The 15,969-nt window shown below is 67.5% G+C and carries 13 protein-coding genes; 11 read left to right on the forward strand and 2 right to left on the reverse strand.

Going from position 1 to position 15,969, the window contains the following annotated elements; translation table 11 throughout:
- The first annotated feature begins 20 nt into the window (after window positions 1-20).
- Entirely contained in the window at window positions 21-1,355 is a 1,335-nt protein-coding gene (xseA, locus tag AC3A4E_RS10335) for an exodeoxyribonuclease VII large subunit (RefSeq protein ID WP_487631394.1), read from the forward strand.
- 124 nt (window positions 1,356-1,479) lie between these two features.
- Here xseA and AC3A4E_RS10340 read toward each other — a convergent pair whose 3' ends face one another.
- Window positions 1,480-2,895: a class II fumarate hydratase gene (locus tag AC3A4E_RS10340; protein WP_487631395.1), complete on the reverse strand. Its 1,416-nt coding sequence runs from the start codon at window positions 2,893-2,895 to the stop codon at window positions 1,480-1,482.
- Between the two features lie 118 nt (window positions 2,896-3,013).
- Between AC3A4E_RS10340 and purB the strand changes: the two genes are divergently transcribed.
- The 9 genes from purB (at window position 3,014) to pilH (ending at window position 14,228) form a co-directional block, all read left to right on the forward strand.
- The gene (gene purB / locus AC3A4E_RS10345) at window positions 3,014-4,396 is read left to right on the forward strand and encodes an adenylosuccinate lyase (RefSeq protein WP_487631396.1); all 1,383 of its coding nucleotides are present in this window, start codon (window positions 3,014-3,016) and stop codon (window positions 4,394-4,396) included.
- Between the two features lie 21 nt (window positions 4,397-4,417).
- Entirely contained in the window at window positions 4,418-4,822 is a 405-nt protein-coding gene (locus AC3A4E_RS10350) for a VOC family protein (protein ID WP_487631397.1), read from the forward strand.
- A gap of 162 nt (window positions 4,823-4,984) precedes the next feature.
- Window positions 4,985-6,205 (forward strand): JmjC domain-containing protein, encoded by a 1,221-nt coding sequence (locus tag AC3A4E_RS10355; RefSeq protein ID WP_487631398.1) that lies wholly within the window; start codon window positions 4,985-4,987, stop codon window positions 6,203-6,205.
- Window positions 6,202-7,113 (forward strand): GNAT family N-acetyltransferase, encoded by a 912-nt coding sequence (locus AC3A4E_RS10360; protein WP_487631399.1) that lies wholly within the window; start codon window positions 6,202-6,204, stop codon window positions 7,111-7,113. Before AC3A4E_RS10355 ends, AC3A4E_RS10360 begins: the two co-directional genes overlap by 4 nt.
- Before the next feature lie 198 nt (window positions 7,114-7,311).
- The gene (locus AC3A4E_RS10365; RefSeq protein ID WP_487631400.1) at window positions 7,312-10,152 is read left to right on the forward strand and encodes a 2-oxoglutarate dehydrogenase E1 component; all 2,841 of its coding nucleotides are present in this window, start codon (window positions 7,312-7,314) and stop codon (window positions 10,150-10,152) included.
- Window positions 10,153-10,209: 57 nt separating this feature from the next.
- Window positions 10,210-11,448, forward strand: a complete 1,239-nt coding sequence (sucB, locus tag AC3A4E_RS10370) for a dihydrolipoyllysine-residue succinyltransferase (RefSeq protein ID WP_487631401.1) — start codon at window positions 10,210-10,212, stop codon at window positions 11,446-11,448.
- A 118-nt stretch (window positions 11,449-11,566) separates the two neighbouring features.
- On the forward strand, window positions 11,567-13,003 hold the full coding sequence (lpdA, locus tag AC3A4E_RS10375; RefSeq protein WP_487631402.1) for a dihydrolipoyl dehydrogenase: 1,437 nt from the start codon (window positions 11,567-11,569) through the stop codon (window positions 13,001-13,003).
- Between the two features lie 115 nt (window positions 13,004-13,118).
- Window positions 13,119-13,712, forward strand: a complete 594-nt coding sequence (locus AC3A4E_RS10380) for an LOG family protein (RefSeq protein ID WP_487631403.1) — start codon at window positions 13,119-13,121, stop codon at window positions 13,710-13,712.
- A gap of 132 nt (window positions 13,713-13,844) precedes the next feature.
- Window positions 13,845-14,228 (forward strand): twitching motility response regulator PilH, encoded by a 384-nt coding sequence (gene pilH, locus AC3A4E_RS10385; RefSeq protein WP_487631404.1) that lies wholly within the window; start codon window positions 13,845-13,847, stop codon window positions 14,226-14,228.
- 37 nt (window positions 14,229-14,265) lie between these two features.
- On the opposite strand, the gene AC3A4E_RS10390 is transcribed toward pilH, so the two are convergent.
- Window positions 14,266-15,174 (reverse strand): DnaJ C-terminal domain-containing protein, encoded by a 909-nt coding sequence (locus AC3A4E_RS10390; RefSeq protein ID WP_487631405.1) that lies wholly within the window; start codon window positions 15,172-15,174, stop codon window positions 14,266-14,268.
- A 221-nt stretch (window positions 15,175-15,395) separates the two neighbouring features.
- Here AC3A4E_RS10390 and AC3A4E_RS10395 point away from each other — a divergent pair, with 221 nt between their 5' ends.
- Window positions 15,396-15,875 carry a redoxin family protein gene (locus AC3A4E_RS10395; protein ID WP_487631406.1) on the forward strand — a complete coding sequence of 160 codons (480 nt, stop codon included), beginning with the start codon at window positions 15,396-15,398 and terminating at the stop codon, window positions 15,873-15,875.
- The last annotated feature ends 94 nt before the right edge of the window (window positions 15,876-15,969 follow it).

A 15,969-nucleotide genomic window follows, 5' to 3' on the forward strand; every position in this document is an offset into this window, starting at 1 on the left:
CCGCCGGGTATCCTGTGCGCATGCACGACAGCGGCCCCTCGGAAGTCCTCACCCCCACCCAGCTCAATACACTGGCGCGCGGCCTGCTGGAGGACACGTTTCCCAGCGTCGTCGTCGAGGGTGAACTCGGCAATCTGTCACGGCCGGCGTCCGGGCATCTGTACTTCACGCTCAAGGATGCGCGCGCCCAGGTGCGCTGCGCGCTGTTCCGGTCGCGGAGCCAGGGACTGCGCTTCGTGCCGCGCGAGGGCCTGCTGGTGCGCGCGCGTGGTCGGGTCACGCTCTACGAGGCGCGCGGCGACTACCAGCTGATCCTCGATTCGCTGGAAGAAGCGGGCGAAGGTGCGCTGCGGCGTGCGTTCGATGCACTCAAGGCACGCCTGCAGGCCGAAGGCCTGTTCGACCCGGCGCGCAAGCGCGAACTCCCCGCATGGCCCCGCCACATCGCCGTCATCACGTCGCCATCGGGTGCGGCGGTCCGTGACGTGCTGAGCGTGCTCGGCCGACGCTGGCCGCTGGTCCGGGTGGACGTGCTGCCGGTGCCGGTGCAGGGTGTGGAAGCGCCGCAGAAGATCACGACCATGCTCGAACGGGCGGGTGCCAGCGGCCGTTACGACGTGATCCTGCTCGCGCGCGGCGGCGGTTCGCTCGAAGACCTCTGGGCCTTCAACGACGAGGCGCTCACGCGCGCGGTCGCGGCATCACCGGTGCCGGTGGTCTCGGCGATCGGCCACGAAACCGACTTCAGCCTCACCGACTTCGCGGCGGATCTGCGCGCGCCGACGCCGTCGGTCGCCGCCGAACTGCTGGTGCCCGATCGTGCCGACATCGCGACGCGACTGCTGCGCCTGCAGCGCCATGTCGACGACGCACACCTGCGCTCGATGCAGCAGCGCTTCCAGCGGCTGGACCGGGCGTCGCTGCGCCTGCAGGCCCAGCGGCCGCAGGCGCGACTGGAGGCGTTGCGGCGGCGTCAGGACGACGCGATGCGTGCACTGGCCAATGCCCTGCGGCAGCGCCTGCAGCAGGATCACGCCCGTCTGCGGCATGCCGGGGCGGTCCTGCGGACGACCACGCCACAGCGGCGACTGGCGCAAGTGCGCGAACGCCTGGCCGCACTCGCACCGCGTCCGCAGGCAGTCCTGTCGCATCGCCTGCAGCGCGACGCTCTGCACCTGCGCGGTCTTGCGCGATCACTGGAGGCCGTCAGTCCGCTGGCGACCATCGCCCGCGGCTACAGCATCCTGCAGCAGCCGGACGGCGGCATCGTCCGCCGCACCACGGACGTGGCGCCGGGAGATCCCGTACAGGCGCGACTGGCGGACGGCACGCTGCGCCTGCGCGTGGAAGGCTGACGCCTGCGGGACGTCGAGGCCTGCCGGGCGCGCGACTTGCGTGCGGCCGGCAGGCCGATGTCAGCGACGAAGTGCGGCGCCCGACGGCCTGCGTCGCGCACCGCGCCCGGGCGTCAGTGCCCGCTCAACCCCCGCCGCCCCCACCTGCATGGATTCCGCCCCGGGTGAGCTCGGCAGGATCGAGCAGCGTGGTGAGTTCGGCCTCCGACAGCCCGCTGTCCTCGCGGGCGATGTCGAGCACGGGACGCTGTTCCTTGTAGGCACGCTTGGCGATCGCCGCGGCCTTCTCGTAACCGATGATCGGGTTGAGCGCCGTGACCAGGATCGGGTTGCGCGCGAGCGCGGCGTCGACGTTCTCGCGGCGCACCTTGAGGCCGGCGATCGCGTCGTCGGCCAGCAGCCGGCTCACGTTCGACAGCAGCTGGATCGATTCGAGCAGATTCGCCGCGATCAGCGGCAGCGCGACATTGAGCTGGAAGTTGCCGGTCTGGCCAGCGACGGTGATCGCGGCGTGGTGACCGATGACCTGGGCGGCGACCATGACCGTGGCCTCGGGAATCACCGGATTGACCTTGCCCGGCATGATCGAGCTGCCCGGCTGCAGCGCCGGCAGTTCGATCTCACCCAGGCCGCCGAGCGGTCCGGAATTCATCCAGCGCAGATCGTTGGCGATCTTGATCAGCGCGACCGCAAGCGCATTGAGCTGGCCCGACAGTTCGACCGCGTCGTCCTGGGTCGCGATGCCTTCGAACTTGTCCTCGGCCGAATCGAAGCTGGTACGGGTCAGCGTCGACAGCGCACGCGTGACCTTCCTGCCGAACTGCGGATGCGCGTTGATGCCGGTGCCGATCGCGGTGCCGCCGATCGGCAGGCGGCGCAGGCGCTTGAGCGTATCGCTCAGGCGTGCCTCGGCCGAAGACAACTGCGACGACCACGCGCCGAATTCCTGCGCGAAGGTCAGCGGCATCGCATCCATCAGATGTGTGCGGCCGGTCTTGACCACCTTGCCGAGCGAACGGCCGCGTTTGTCGATCGTGCGGCGCAGGTGCTTGAGCGCCGGCAGCAGGTCTTCGACCACGGCCAGCTGCGCCGATACGCGGATCGCGGTGGGCACGACGTCGTTCGAGCTCTGGCCCAGATTGACGTGGTCGTTGGGATGCACCTTGCGCGTCGCGGTCGAGGCCAGCGTCGCGATGACCTCGTTGGCATTCATGTTCGACGACGTGCCCGAACCGGTCTGATAAATGTCGACCGGGAAGTGGGCATCGTGCTTGCCCTCGGCGACTTCGAGCGCGGCGGCACGGATCGCCTTGCCGGATTTTTCCGGCAGCAGGCCCAGACCTGCATTGACTTCGGCGGCCGCGGCCTTGACCAGGCCCAGCGCACGGATGAAACCGCGCGGCATCGGCCGGCCGGAGATGGGGAAGTTCTGCACCGCGCGCTGTGTCTGGGCGCCCCACAGGGCGTCGGCGGGCACCTGCAGTTCGCCCATGCTGTCGTGTTCGGTACGGAACGCGGTCGCGTCCTTGGTCTTGCGCATCGATTCGGCTCCAGGAGGAAATGAGTCGGCTGGCAGGGTCGCTGGCGTCGTGCCTGCAGGATACGCGAGGGCCGTACAGGCTAAAATGACGGCTTCGCCCGCTGCGCCCATGCCTCCCATGTCCGACACCCAGAAGACCGAAGCCGCCCTGCTCGCCCTGTCGCCGCTCGACGGCCGCTACGCCACCAAGGTCGATGCACTGCGTCCGATCTTCTCGGAATACGGCCTGATCCGTGCCCGCGTGCGGGTGGAGATCGAATGGCTGCTGGCACTGGGCGACGAGCCGGGCATCGTGGAATTGCCCGCGTTCGACGATGCGCAGCGCGCCCGTCTGAAGTCGCTGGCCGAGAACTTCTCGGTCAGTGATGCCGCGCGGGTCAAGGCGATCGAGCGCACCACCAACCATGACGTCAAGGCGGTCGAGTACTTCATCAAGGAACAGCTCAAGGACGACGCCACGCTGGCGCCGTCGCTGGAGTTCGTGCATTTCGCGTGCACCAGCGAGGACATCAACAATCTGTCCTACGCCCTGATGCTGGCCGAGGCGCGCCGGGATGTGCTGCTGCCGACGCTGGACACGCTGATCCAGACGCTGCGCACGATGGCCCATGACCACGCCGCGCTGCCGCTGCTGTCGCGCACCCACGGCCAGACGGCATCGCCGTCGACCGTCGGCAAGGAACTGGCCAACGTCGTCGCCCGCCTGCAGCGCCAGAGCGAGCTGCTGTGGGACGTCGCGCTGACCGGCAAGATCAACGGTGCGGTGGGCAACTACAACGCCCACGTCGTCTCGTACCCCGATGTCGACTGGCCGGCGTTCGCGCAGCGTTTCGTCGAGTCGCTGGGCATCGAGTTCAATCCCTACACCACCCAGATCGAGCCGCACGACTGCGTCGCCGAGATCAGCGACGTGCACAAGCGCATCAACACGATCGGTGTCGATCTGTGCCGCGACATCTGGGGCTACATCTCGCTCGGCTACTTCAAGCAGGCATTGAAGGAAGGCGAAGTCGGCAGCTCGACGATGCCGCACAAGGTCAACCCGATCGATTTCGAGAACGCCGAAGGCAACTTCGGCATCGCCAATGCGCTGTTCGAACATTTTGCCGCCAAGCTGCCGATCAGCCGCTGGCAGCGCGACCTGACCGACTCCACCGTGCTGCGCGCGCTGGGCACTGCATTCGGCCACACCCTGATCGCACTCGATGCGCTGCAGCGCGGCCTGGGCAAGCTGAGCGTCAATCCGGAGCGCCTGGCCGCCGATCTCGACGCCTCCTGGGAAGTGCTGGCCGAAGCCGTGCAGACGGTCATGCGCCGCCATGGCCTGCCCAATCCCTACGAGCAGCTCAAGGCGCTGACCCGCGGCCAGGGCATCACCGCCGACTCGATGCGCAGCTTCGTCGACGGACTGGACCTGCCGGCCGAGGACAAGGCGCGCCTGCGTGATCTGCTGCCGGGCGGCTACACCGGCCTGGCCGCGCAGCTCGCCCGCGATATCTGATCGCGGCCACCGGGACGCGACATGGATCTGCTGGTCAATCTCGACGTCCCGGATCTGGCCCGCGCCGAGGCGGTGTATGTCGAGGCCTTCGGCCTGCAGGTCGGACGCCGCTTCGGCGATGCCGTCGTCGAGCTGACCGGACTGCCCGCGCGGCTCTATCTGCTGCACAGGCCGGCAGGCAGCGCGGGCGCCGGCAACGCACCGCGCGACTACACGCGGCACTGGTGTCCGGTGCATCTGGATGTCGTGGTCGAGGATCTCGATGCCGCACTGGCGCGCGCGGAGCGCGCGGGTTTCGTCCGCGAGGGTGAGGTGCGCGACGAGGCATTCGGGCGGATCGTGCAGCTCGCCGATCCGTTCGGCCATGGCTGGTGCCTGCTGCAGTTCGGTCCGCTCGGCTATGACGCGATCGAGACGCCGCGTTAGACCCGACGCCCCGGATCGCCGCACTGCGATCGCGCCTTGCGGCCGACGTCGCGCCGATCGACGTCATGCGATCACAACCGGAGTCACCGGACACCGCACGGACGCGTAATCCGTGCGATCGCATCGTCGAGCCGGCGCCGGTTTTCGCGTAGGCTCCCGCCCATGAGCAGAGCCCCCCTCCCCTTCGAAATCGACGCCCGCAGCTTCGCCGATGATGGCCCGCTGGGCATGTCCGCCGGGCAGTTCCTGCGCGACTACTGGCAGAAGCGCCCGCTGCTGATCCGCAACGCGTTTCCGGACCTCGAAAGCCCGCTGCAGCCCGAGGATCTCGCCGGCCTGGCCTGCGAGGACGCCGCGCTGTCGCGGCTGATCCGCCACGACCGCGCAGCCGATGGCTGGCAGGTCGAGACCGGACCGTTCGACGAAGACCTGTTCCCGGGTCTCGGCGACCGCGACTGGACGCTGCTGGTGCAGGACGTCGACAAGTGGGATGCCGATGTCGCCGCGCTGCTGCCGCATTTTGCGTTCCTGCCGCGCTGGCGCATCGACGACATCATGGTCAGCTTCGCCGCGACCGGCGGTTCGGTCGGCGCGCACGTCGACCAGTACGACGTGTTCCTGCTGCAGGGCCAGGGCCATCGACGCTGGCAGATCGACGCGTCCGACGCGATGGGTCGCGGCGTGCCGCCCCAGGATTTCCGCGACGACGTCGAGCTGCGGCTGCTGCGTACGTTCGAGCCGACCCACGAATGGGTGCTCGGTCCCGGCGACATGCTGTACCTGCCGCCGATGGTGCCGCACCACGGCGTGGCCGAAGACGCTTGCCTGACATTCTCGGTCGGCATGCGCGCGCCATCGGTCAGCGAACTGATGGGCGACTACATCGACACGCTGGCCGCCGAAGCCGACGAGTCGATGCGATACCACGACGAGACCCTGCAGCCGCCTGCCGATCCCAACGAGATCGATGCCGACGCGATGGTGCGCGTGGTCGAGGCGCTCAACGTGATGCGCATGCGCGACCCCGATCGTCTCGGTGACTGGTTCGGCAGCTTCATCACCGGTTACCGCAACGCACAGCACGTCGTGGCGGGTGACACCACGCCGCCGCGCATCGAACTGGAGTGGCTGCTGTCGCAGGGCCAGACCGTCCTGCACCGCAATCCCTTCACCCGGATGGCCTGGCGCCGGGCGAAGCGCGGCGCGCGCCTGTTCGCCGCAGGCACCGCCTGGCCGGTGCCCCTGCGCGACGCGCGCACGCTGGCTGCCGGCGCCCAGATCGACGGCCGCACCTACGCGGCCCTGTCGGAGGCCGGACGCGAAGCGGTGCTCGACCTGCTGGACCAGGGTCACTACACACTGCTGGAGTTGGATTCCGAATGAGCGTGCTGGCGCCGTTCCAGGTCGACATCGTGTCCGATGCCGGGAGCCTGGACGCGGCGCGCGCGGTGCGCACCGCGGTATTCGTCGACGAACAGGGCGTGCCCGCAGCGCTCGAACGCGACGCGCTGGATGTCCTGAGCCGGCACGTGCTGGCGACCGCCGCCGACGGCACGCCGATCGGTGCCGGGCGGATCGCGCCCGACGGCCGTATCGGCAGGCTTGCGGTGCGCCGCGACTGGCGCGGCCGTGGCGTCGGCGAAACCATGCTGCGTGCGCTGCTCGACGCCGCGAGCGAGGCCGGCCTGCGCGAAACCTATCTGCATGCGCAGCTGCAGGCGATGGCCCTGTATGCACGCGCCGGCTTCGTCGCCGAAGGCGCGCGCTACGAGGAGGCCGGCATCGCGCATCGCACGATGCGCCGGATTGCCGGTGCGACGTTCCCGGTCGACGATCCCGAAGCCGCGATCGACGCCACCCTCACCCTGGTGTCCGCGACGCGCCGCACCCTGCGGCTGCGCACGCGCGATCTCGACCCCGGCCTCTACGACCACCCCGACGTGCTCGCCGCCCTGCGCCGCCTCGCGACCGCTGGCCGCGGCGTCCAGGTGCAGGTGCTGCTGCACGACGCCGCCACCGTGCAGCGCCGGGGTTCCGCGTTGCTGGCACTGTCGCAGCGGCTGGGCAGTGTGTTCGCGTTCCGCGAGGTCGAGGATCCGGTCGACCGCGAGTTTGCCGGTGCATTCCTGATCAACGATGCCGGCGGCTTCCATGTGCGCACCCTGGGGCATCGCGTCGACGGCGAAGCGGCGACCGATCTGCCCGGTCGTGCCCGTCAGCTGGCGCAGCAGTTCGCGCCGGTGTGGGAACGTTCACGCGCGTGCAGCGAGTTCCGCGCGCTGGGCATCTGAGCCGTTTGCGTCGTTTCGACGTGCCGCAAACGCATTCCGGATGCATCGTTGCACGTGCTTGAAGGCCCTTCGATGGTGCATCGCGGCGAACGACCCGCGTATACTCTCCGGCGTCGTTTCGCGCCAGATCCCGCCTGTTTTCCGGAGATCGCTCCGGGTCAGGCCCTGCCCCCTCCAAACGAGCCCGAATTCCCCGACGTGGACAGTCTCCTGAAGCAGTTTGCGCAGTCCTCCCAGTTCGGCGCCAATGCCGCCTTTATCGAAGACCTGTACGAGCAGTACCTCGTCGATCCCGACAGTGTCGGTTCGGACTGGAAGCGGTGGTTCGACGCTTTCAAGGGTCGTGAAGCCGGCGATGTTCCCCATTCCGCAGTGCTCTCGGCCGTGGCCGAAGCGGGCCGCAAGGCCGCCCGCGGCATCGTCGAGGCGACGCCTGGCGGCGCCGGCGACGAGCGCGAGCGCCACGTCGGTCGCCTGATCACGGCGTACCGCTCGCGCGGCCATCTGGGCGCGAAGCTCGATCCGCTGGATCTGGCGCCGCCGCTCAATCCGCCGGATCTGGGCCTGCCCTTCCACCAGCTGACCGATGCCGACCTCGATGACGAGTTCAGCACCGGCGGCGTGGCCGGCCAGCCGCGGATGAAGCTGCGCGACCTGCTCGCGCTGCTCAAGACCACCTACTCCAGCCAGATCGGCGCGGAGTTCATGCACATCCCCGACTTCGAACAGCGCAGCTGGCTCTACCAGCGCCTCGAAGCCGCGGGTGGCCGGTTCGCGCGCAGCGAAACGGAGAAGAAGCGCATCCTCGAACGCCTGACGGCGGCCGAAGGTCTCGAGCGCTATCTGCACACCAAGTACGTCGGCCAGAAGCGCTTCTCGCTCGAAGGCGGCGACGCGCTGATTCCACTGCTCGACAGCGTGATCCAGCGCGCCGGCAAGGAAGGCGTCAAGGACATCGTGATCGGCATGGCCCATCGCGGTCGTCTCAACGTGCTGGTCAATACGCTCGGCAAGAACCCGCGCAAGCTGTTCGACGAGTTCGAAGGCAAGTTCGACCACCACGACACCGATCGCGCCCATACCGGCGACGTGAAGTACCACATGGGCTTCTCGGCCGATCTGGCCACGCCCGGCGGTCCGGTCCATCTGGCGCTGGCGTTCAATCCGTCGCACCTGGAAATCGTCAACCCGGTGGTCGCCGGCAGCGTGCGTTCGCGCCAGCACCGTCGCCGCGACACCGAGCGCAAGCTCGTGCTGCCGGTGCTGCTGCACGGCGACGCGGCCTTCGCCGGCCAGGGCGTCAACATGGAACTGTTCCAGATGTCGCAGGCCCGCGGTTTCGCGGTCGGCGGCACGGTGCACGTGGTCATCAACAACCAGGTCGGCTTCACCACCAGCGATCTGCAGGACGCGCGTTCCACGCTGTACTGCACCGACGTCGCCAAGATGGTCGGCGCGCCGATCCTGCACGTGAATGCCGACGATCCGGAAGCAGTCGTGTACTGCGCCGAGCTCGCCTACGACTTCCGTCAGCAGTTCGGCAAGGACGTGGTCATCGATCTCGTCTGCTACCGCCGTCACGGCCACAACGAAGCCGACGAGCCGGCGGCGACGCAGCCGCTGATGTACCAGGTCATCCGCAAGCACCAGACCCCGCGCGAGCTCTACACCGCGAAGCTGGTCGCCGAAGGCGTGATGGCCGAAGCCGATGCCAAGGCGATCGTCGACGGCTACCGCAACAAGCTCGACGCGGGGGAGGTCACGGTCGAGCTGGCCGATGCCAAGCCGAGCGACTACGAGCTGACGATCGACTGGGATCCCTATCTCGCCGGCCGCCTGACCGACACGCTCGACACCACGGTGTCGGTCGACAAGCTGAAGGCGCTGGCGACGCAGATCACCACGCTGCCCGAGTCCGTCACGCTGCAGGCGCGCGTCGCCAAGATCTACGACGACCGCCGCAAGATGGCACGCGGCGAACAGGCCGGCGACTGGGGCTTTGCCGAGAACCTCGCCTACGCCACCCTGCTCGACGCCGGCCACCGCCTGCGCCTGGTGGGTCAGGACAGCGGCCGCGGCACGTTCTTCCACCGCCATGCGGTGCTGCACGACCAGACCTCCGGCAACAACTACATGCCGCTGCGCGAGCTCGTGCAGAACCCGGAAGACGCCACGATCATCGACTCGCTGCTCAGCGAAGAGGCGGTCATGGCGTTCGAGTACGGTTATGCATCGTCGGAGCCGGGCACACTGTGCATCTGGGAAGGCCAGTTCGGCGATTTCGCCAACGGCGCCCAGGTGGTCATCGACCAGTTCCTGTCGTCGGGTGAAGCCAAGTGGGATCGCCTCTGCGGTCTGGCGCTGTTCCTGCCGCACGGCTACGAAGGCCAGGGCCCCGAGCACAGCTCGGCGCGCCTCGAGCGCTTCCTGCAGCTGTGCGCGCTGGAGAACATGATGGTCTGCGTGCCGACCACGCCGGCGCAGGCCTTCCACATGATCCGTCGCCAGCTGTGCATGACCACGCGCAAGCCGCTGGTGGTGATGACGCCCAAGTCGCTGCTGCGCCACAAGCTGGCCGTGTCCTCGCTCGAGGAACTGGCCAACGGCGAGTTCCAGCATCTGATCCCCGATGCCGACGCCGACCCGAAGAAGGTCACGCGTGTGGTTGCATGTTCGGGCAAGGTCTATTACGACCTGCTGGAAGAGTCGCGCAAGCAGGGCCTCGACAACGTCGCACTGCTGCGTGTGGAACAGCTGTATCCGTTCCCGCGCGAACTGCTGGCTGCCGAGCTCAAGCGCTTCCCGAAGGCCACCGAAGTGGTCTGGTGCCAGGAAGAGCCGCAGAACCAGGGCGCCTGGTACCAGATCAAGCACCATCTCGAGTTCTGCTCGGGTGCCAAGCAGTCGGTGCATTACGCCGGTCGCGCACGCTCGCCCTCGCCCGCCGTCGGTCATTTCAACGACCACGTCGCCGAGCAGCAGCAGCTGATCGCCGATGCGCTGGTGAACGATCTCGCCGGCAAGGTACTCGCCGAGTAATCCGGCGCGCACCCCGCTCATCCATTCCCCACATTCAACGCTTTTCCAGGAAGCCACATGGCCACTGAAATCAAAGTCCCGGTCCTGCCCGAATCCGTCTCCGACGCGACCATCGCCACCTGGCACAAGAAGGCCGGCGATGCGGTCAAGCGCGACGAGAACCTCGTCGACCTGGAGACCGACAAAGTCGTCCTCGAAGTGCCGTCGACCGTTGACGGCGTGCTGAAGGAAATCAAGTTCGAAGAAGGCGCGACGGTCAACAGCGCGCAGGTCATCGCGATCATCGAGGAAGGCGCCGCCGCCGAAGCGCCGGCCGCCGAATCGGGCGCCAAGGACAAGGAAGCGCCGGCCGCCGGTGCCGAGGAAGTGCAGCCGAAGTCGGAAGCCAAGAAAGCCGACGACAAGGCGCCGGCCTCGACCAAGCCGCAGACGTCGTCGGGCAAGAACGATGGCCTGCCGCCGGGCGCACGCTTCACCGCCGAGAGCAAGGGCATCGACGCCTCGCAGGTCGAAGGCACCGGCCGCCGCGGCGCGGTGACCAAGGAAGACCTGCTGAACTACGCCTCGGGCAAGACCCCGGGCGTGTCGGGCGGCGCACGTCCGGAAGAGCGCGTGCCGATGACCCGCATCCGCAAGACGATCGCGGCGCGCCTGATGCAGTCGAAGGAATCGATCGCGATGCTGACCTCGTTCAACGAGGTGAATCTCGGCAAGGTGATGGCGCTGCGCAAGGAGCTGGGCGAACAGTTCCAGAAGGACCACGGCATCAAGCTCGGCTTCATGAGCTTCTTCGCCAAGGCCGCTGCCAACGCGCTGGCCAAGTACCCGGTGGTCAACGCCTCGGTCGACGGCACCGACATCATCTATCACGGCTACGCCGACATCTCGGTCGCCATCTCGACCGATCGTGGTCTGGTGACGCCGGTGCTGCGCAACGTCGAGCGCCAGGGCTTCGCCGAAATCGAGCAGGGCATCGCCGATTACGCCAAGAAGGCGCGCGACGGCAAGCTGGGCCTGGACGATCTGCAGGGCGGCACGTTCACGATCACCAACGGCGGCACCTTCGGCTCGCTGATGTCGACGCCGATCGTCAACCCGCCGCAGTCGGCGATCCTGGGCATGCACTCGATCAAGGAGCGCGCCATCGTCGAGAACGGCCAGGTGATCGCCGCGCCGATGATGTATCTGGCGCTGTCCTACGACCACCGCATCATCGACGGCAAGGACGCGGTGCTGTTCCTGGTCGACATCAAGAACCAGCTGGAAAACCCGCACCGCATGCTGCTCGGCATGTGATGCGCCGCGACCCCCTCCACGGAGGGGGTTCGCACTTGTGGCGCCTGCGCCGCACCCCCAAATTCGCCGCATCGGCACCCTGCCCTCCACCGCAGGCATAGAAAGAAGGAATTCCCCCATGGCTGAACAATTCGACGTCGTCGTCATCGGTGCCGGCCCGGCCGGTTATCACGCCGCCATCCGCGCCGCGCAGCTCGGCAAGACGGTCGCCTGCATCGACGCGGCGCTGGGCAAGGACGGCAAGCCGGCCCTCGGTGGCACCTGCCTGCGCGTGGGCTGCATTCCGTCGAAGGCGCTGCTCGATTCCTCGCGCCAGTTCTGGAACATGGGCCATATCTTTGGCGACCACGGCATCAGCTTCAAGGATCCGAAGATCGACGTCGAAGCGATGATCGGTCGCAAGGACAAGATCGTGAAGCAGTTCACCGGCGGCATTGCGATGCTGTTCAAGGCGAACAAGGTCACGCCGTACTACGGCTTCGCCACCCTGCACGCCGACCGTCTGGTCAAGGTCGCGCAGCACGACGGTACCGAGGTCGAGCTGACAGGCGCCAACGTCATCATCGCCGCGGGCTCGGATTCGATCGAACTGCCGTTCGCCAAGTTCGACGGCGAGACCATCGTCGACAACGTCGGCGGTCTGGACTTCACCGAAGTGCCGAAGCGCCTGGCCGTCATCGGCGCCGGCGTGATCGGTCTGGAGCTCGGCAGCGTGTGGAAGCGCCTCGGCGCCGAGGTCACGATCCTCGAAGCCCTGCCCGACTTCCTCGCACTGGCCGACGCCGAAGTGGCCAAGACCGCGCTGAAGGAATTCAAGAAGCAGGGTCTCGACATCAAGCTGGGCGCCAAGGTCTCCAAGACCGAGATCACCGGCAAGGGCAAGAAGAAGGAAGTCGTCGTCAGCTACACCGACGGCAGCGGCGAGCAGACGATCACCGTCGACAAGCTGCTGGTCGCCGTGGGCCGCAAGGCCGCGAGCAAGGGCCTGCTGGCCGACGACAGCGGCGTGAAGCTGACCGATCGTGGCCAGATCGAAGTCGACGACCACTGCCACACCGGCGTCGATGGCGTGTGGGCGGTCGGCGACTGCGTGCGCGGCCCGATGCTGGCGCACAAGGGCTTCGAGGAAGGCATCGCGGTCGCCGAACTCATCGCCGGCCTGCCGGGCCACGTCAATTTCGACACGATTCCGTGGGTCATCTACACCGAGCCGGAGCTGGCCTGGGTCGGCAAGACCGAGCAGCAGCTCAAGGACGAAGGCATCCCGTACAAGGCGGGCAGCTTCCCGTTCGCCGCCAACGGCCGCGCGGTCGCGATGATCGAGGCCACGGGCTTCGTCAAGGTGCTCGCACACGCCGAAACCGATCGCGTGCTCGGCATGCACCTCGTCGGCGCCAACGTCTCCGAGCTCGTGCACGAGGGCGTGCTGACGATGGAGTTCAGCGGCTCGGCTGACGATCTCGCCCGCATCTGCCACGCGCATCCGTCGCTGTCGGAAGTGGTGCACGACGCTGCGATGGCGGTCGACAAGCGGTCGATCCACAAGGCGAACTGAGTTCCATCGCCTTGATCCAGGAAGGCTCCGCCCAGGCGGGGCCTTCCTGCTTTCCGGCCCGGCAAACCGTCTGTACGACACCGGGCGATCACCTCCGACTACAAGGACATCCCTGATGAAATCGATCTGCGTCTACTGCGGCTCCAATGCCGGCAACAAACCCGTTTACGCCGAACGCGCGATGGCGCTGGGCGACCGGCTCGCGCAGGACGGCCTGCGCCTGGTCTACGGCGGCGGCAACGTCGGCCTGATGGGCACCGTCGCCAACGCCGTGCTCGAAGCTGGCGGCGAAGTGACCGGCGTGATTCCGCAGCAGCTCGCCGACTGGGAAGTCGCGCACCGCGGCCTCACCGAACTCGAGATCGTCGATTCGATGCACGCGCGCAAGATGCGCATGTTCGAACTCTCCGACGGCTTCGTCGCCCTGCCCGGCGGCTTCGGCACGATGGAAGAGATCTTCGAGATGCTGACCTGGCGCCAGCTCGGCATCGGCAACAAGCCCTGCGCCTTCCTCGACATCGACGGCTTCTACGCCCCGCTGATCGGCATGATCGACCGCATGGTCGAAGAGCGGTTCCTGCATCCGGATCAGCGCGCCGATCTCTGGTACGGCAGCGACATCGACGAGATGCTGGCGTGGATGCAGGCCTACGAGCCGGCGCAGGCGAGCAAGTGGATCGACGAGAAGCGTCGTAGCGTCCTGAAGTAACGGCGTACGCGTTGCAGGTGCGCGATCACACTGTGCTGATCGCGCGCGAACGCGCGTCACGCTTTGGTGTCACGCGCATTTGCGAGTCCTGAATGCGCCGCTAGAATCTGGATGTCATTCCCGGGGGACTCCATGGCACGCATCCTGATCGTGGACGACTCGCCGTCCCAGCTCATGGGCATCCGGCGGATCGTCGAAAAGCTCGGCCACGTGGCGTTGACCGCAGAAGACGGCCAGGCCGGCGTCGAAGCGGCCAAGCGGGAGCTGCCCGACCTGATCCTGATGGACGTGGTGATGCCCAACCTCAACGGTTTCCAGGCGACGCGCTCGATCACCCGCGAGCCGACGACCGCGCACATTCCGGTGATCCTGGTGACCACCAAGGACCAGGACACCGATCGCGTCTGGGGCATGCGCCAGGGCGCGCGGGCCTATCTGACGAAGCCTTTCAGCGAAGTCGAACTGTCCGAGGCGATTCTCGGCACGATCGGCAACGACACGCCGCCGACCCTCTGAGGGACGCCGCGGCGCCGCATCTGCGGCGCCGACTCCCTTACTCGGGCGTGCCCGCGGCAAACGCGTCGCGCAGCGCTTCGTATGCCGCCACCTGCTGCGGCTCGCGCGCCACGGGCGCCTGGATTTCCAGCTCGACGATCTGGTCGCCATCCGACACACCGCCCGCACCGGGCAGTCCGCGACCACGCAGACGCAAGCGGCGTCCTGCTTCCGAACCGGCCGGGATCTTCAGCTCGACACGTCCACCCAGTGTCGCCACGCTCAAGCTCGCGCCCAGCGCCGCGTCCCACGGCGCGATCGCCAGCGTGTGGATGATGTTGCGTCCGTCGACCTCGAAATCCGGATGCGCGGCGTATTCGATCTCCAGCAGCAGGTCACCACCCTGCTGTCCCTGCCTGGGCAGGCGCACGATCTGTCCCGGACGGATGCCGCGCGGAATCTTCACCTCGAAGGTCTTGCCCATCACCGGCACGCGCACGCTGTCGCCGCGATGGATCGTCTCCAGATTCACCGCCAGACGTGCGCGCGTGTCGCTGCGCGGCTGTGGTCCACCGCGTCCGGGCTGCGGACCGGCGTAGCCGCCGCCAGCACGACGGCCGAACATCTGCTCGAAGAAATCGCTGAATCCGCCGCCCGCACCGCCACCGGCGAATATCTCGTCGAAGTCGACACCGCCCGGACCGCCACCGAACCCGCCCGGTGGCGGCTGCACATCGTCGCCCGGCCGGTAGCCGCGCGCACGCAGCTGGTCGTAGGCCTTGCGCTTGTCCGGGTCGCGCAGCGCCTCGTAGGCCTCGTTGACGGACTTGAAGGTGTCTTCGGCGCCCGGCTCCTTGCTGACGTCGGGGTGGTACTTCCGCGCGAGCCTGCGATATGCGGTCTTGATCTCCGCTTCGCCCGCGTTCGGCTCGACGCCGAGCGTCGCGTAGTAATCCTTGAACTGCATCTGCATCTGTCCGATGGGGGCGCGTGGCCCTAGACGATTGGAATGCCGCGTGCGGCAGCGGTCCGCAGGATACCTGCAGCAGACCGTCGCGTCGTCGTGGCGACCCGCATGTGCGGTACTGCCCGCGATCACGATACGTCCCGGACCCGCGTGCGGACGACGCCACGGTCGCGCGGCCCGAGCGGCTAGACTCCCCCTACCCTGTCCCCCAGACCGCAGCCATGACCATCCAGATCGGCGACACCATTCCCGAAATCGCGCTCAAGCACATCCACGACGGCGTACGCGTCATCGACACGCCGACGCTGTTCGTCGGCAAGCAGGTGGTGCTGTTCGCGGTGCCTGGCGCGTTCACGCCGACCTGTTCGGAACATCACCTGCCCGGCTTCGTGGCGCACTTCGATGCGTTCCGCAAACGCGGCATCGACGTGGTGTGCGTGGCCGTCAACGACCCGTTCGTGATGCAGGCCTGGGGCGAGAGCGTCGGTGTCCCCGACGGACTGCAGATGATTTCCGACGGCAACGGCGATTTCGTCAAGGCAATGGGCCTGGCGATGGATGCGAGTGCCTACGGCATGGGCCTGCGCGCGAAGCGTTTCGCGCTGTATGCCGACGACGGTGTGGTCAAGCAGCTCTTCGTCGAAGCGCCGGGCGAGTTCAAGGTGTCGTCGGCGGAACACGTGCTGGCACATCTCGACTGATCGAGCTTCGGGTGTGCGCTTTGCCCGGAACGTCCGACGTCAGGCATCGGTGCGGCGCACGACCTTCCCGGTGATTCGCCCACGACCCGGATGA

This window comes from Luteimonas sp. Soil_N_1 (assembly GCF_057656255.1).

Excerpts from the sequence above, each read along its gene's own strand:
- AC3A4E_RS10395 (WP_487631406.1), top strand. The coding sequence starts at position 15,396 with ATGACCATCCAGATCGGCGACACCATTCCCGAAATCGCGCTCAAGCAC.
- AC3A4E_RS10340 (WP_487631395.1), bottom strand. The coding sequence starts at position 2,895 with ATGCGCAAGACCAAGGACGCGACCGCGTTCCGTACCGAACACGACAGC.
- AC3A4E_RS10355 (WP_487631398.1), top strand. The coding sequence starts at position 4,985 with ATGAGCAGAGCCCCCCTCCCCTTCGAAATCGACGCCCGCAGCTTCGCC.
- pilH (WP_487631404.1), top strand. The coding sequence starts at position 13,845 with ATGGCACGCATCCTGATCGTGGACGACTCGCCGTCCCAGCTCATGGGC.
- AC3A4E_RS10380 (WP_487631403.1), top strand. The coding sequence starts at position 13,119 with ATGAAATCGATCTGCGTCTACTGCGGCTCCAATGCCGGCAACAAACCC.
- xseA (WP_487631394.1), top strand. The coding sequence starts at position 21 with ATGCACGACAGCGGCCCCTCGGAAGTCCTCACCCCCACCCAGCTCAAT.
- AC3A4E_RS10350 (WP_487631397.1), top strand. The coding sequence starts at position 4,418 with ATGGATCTGCTGGTCAATCTCGACGTCCCGGATCTGGCCCGCGCCGAG.
- AC3A4E_RS10360 (WP_487631399.1), top strand. The coding sequence starts at position 6,202 with ATGAGCGTGCTGGCGCCGTTCCAGGTCGACATCGTGTCCGATGCCGGG.
- sucB (WP_487631401.1), top strand. The coding sequence starts at position 10,210 with ATGGCCACTGAAATCAAAGTCCCGGTCCTGCCCGAATCCGTCTCCGAC.
- AC3A4E_RS10390 (WP_487631405.1), bottom strand. The coding sequence starts at position 15,174 with ATGCAGTTCAAGGATTACTACGCGACGCTCGGCGTCGAGCCGAACGCG.
- lpdA (WP_487631402.1), top strand. The coding sequence starts at position 11,567 with ATGGCTGAACAATTCGACGTCGTCGTCATCGGTGCCGGCCCGGCCGGT.
- purB (WP_487631396.1), top strand. The coding sequence starts at position 3,014 with ATGTCCGACACCCAGAAGACCGAAGCCGCCCTGCTCGCCCTGTCGCCG.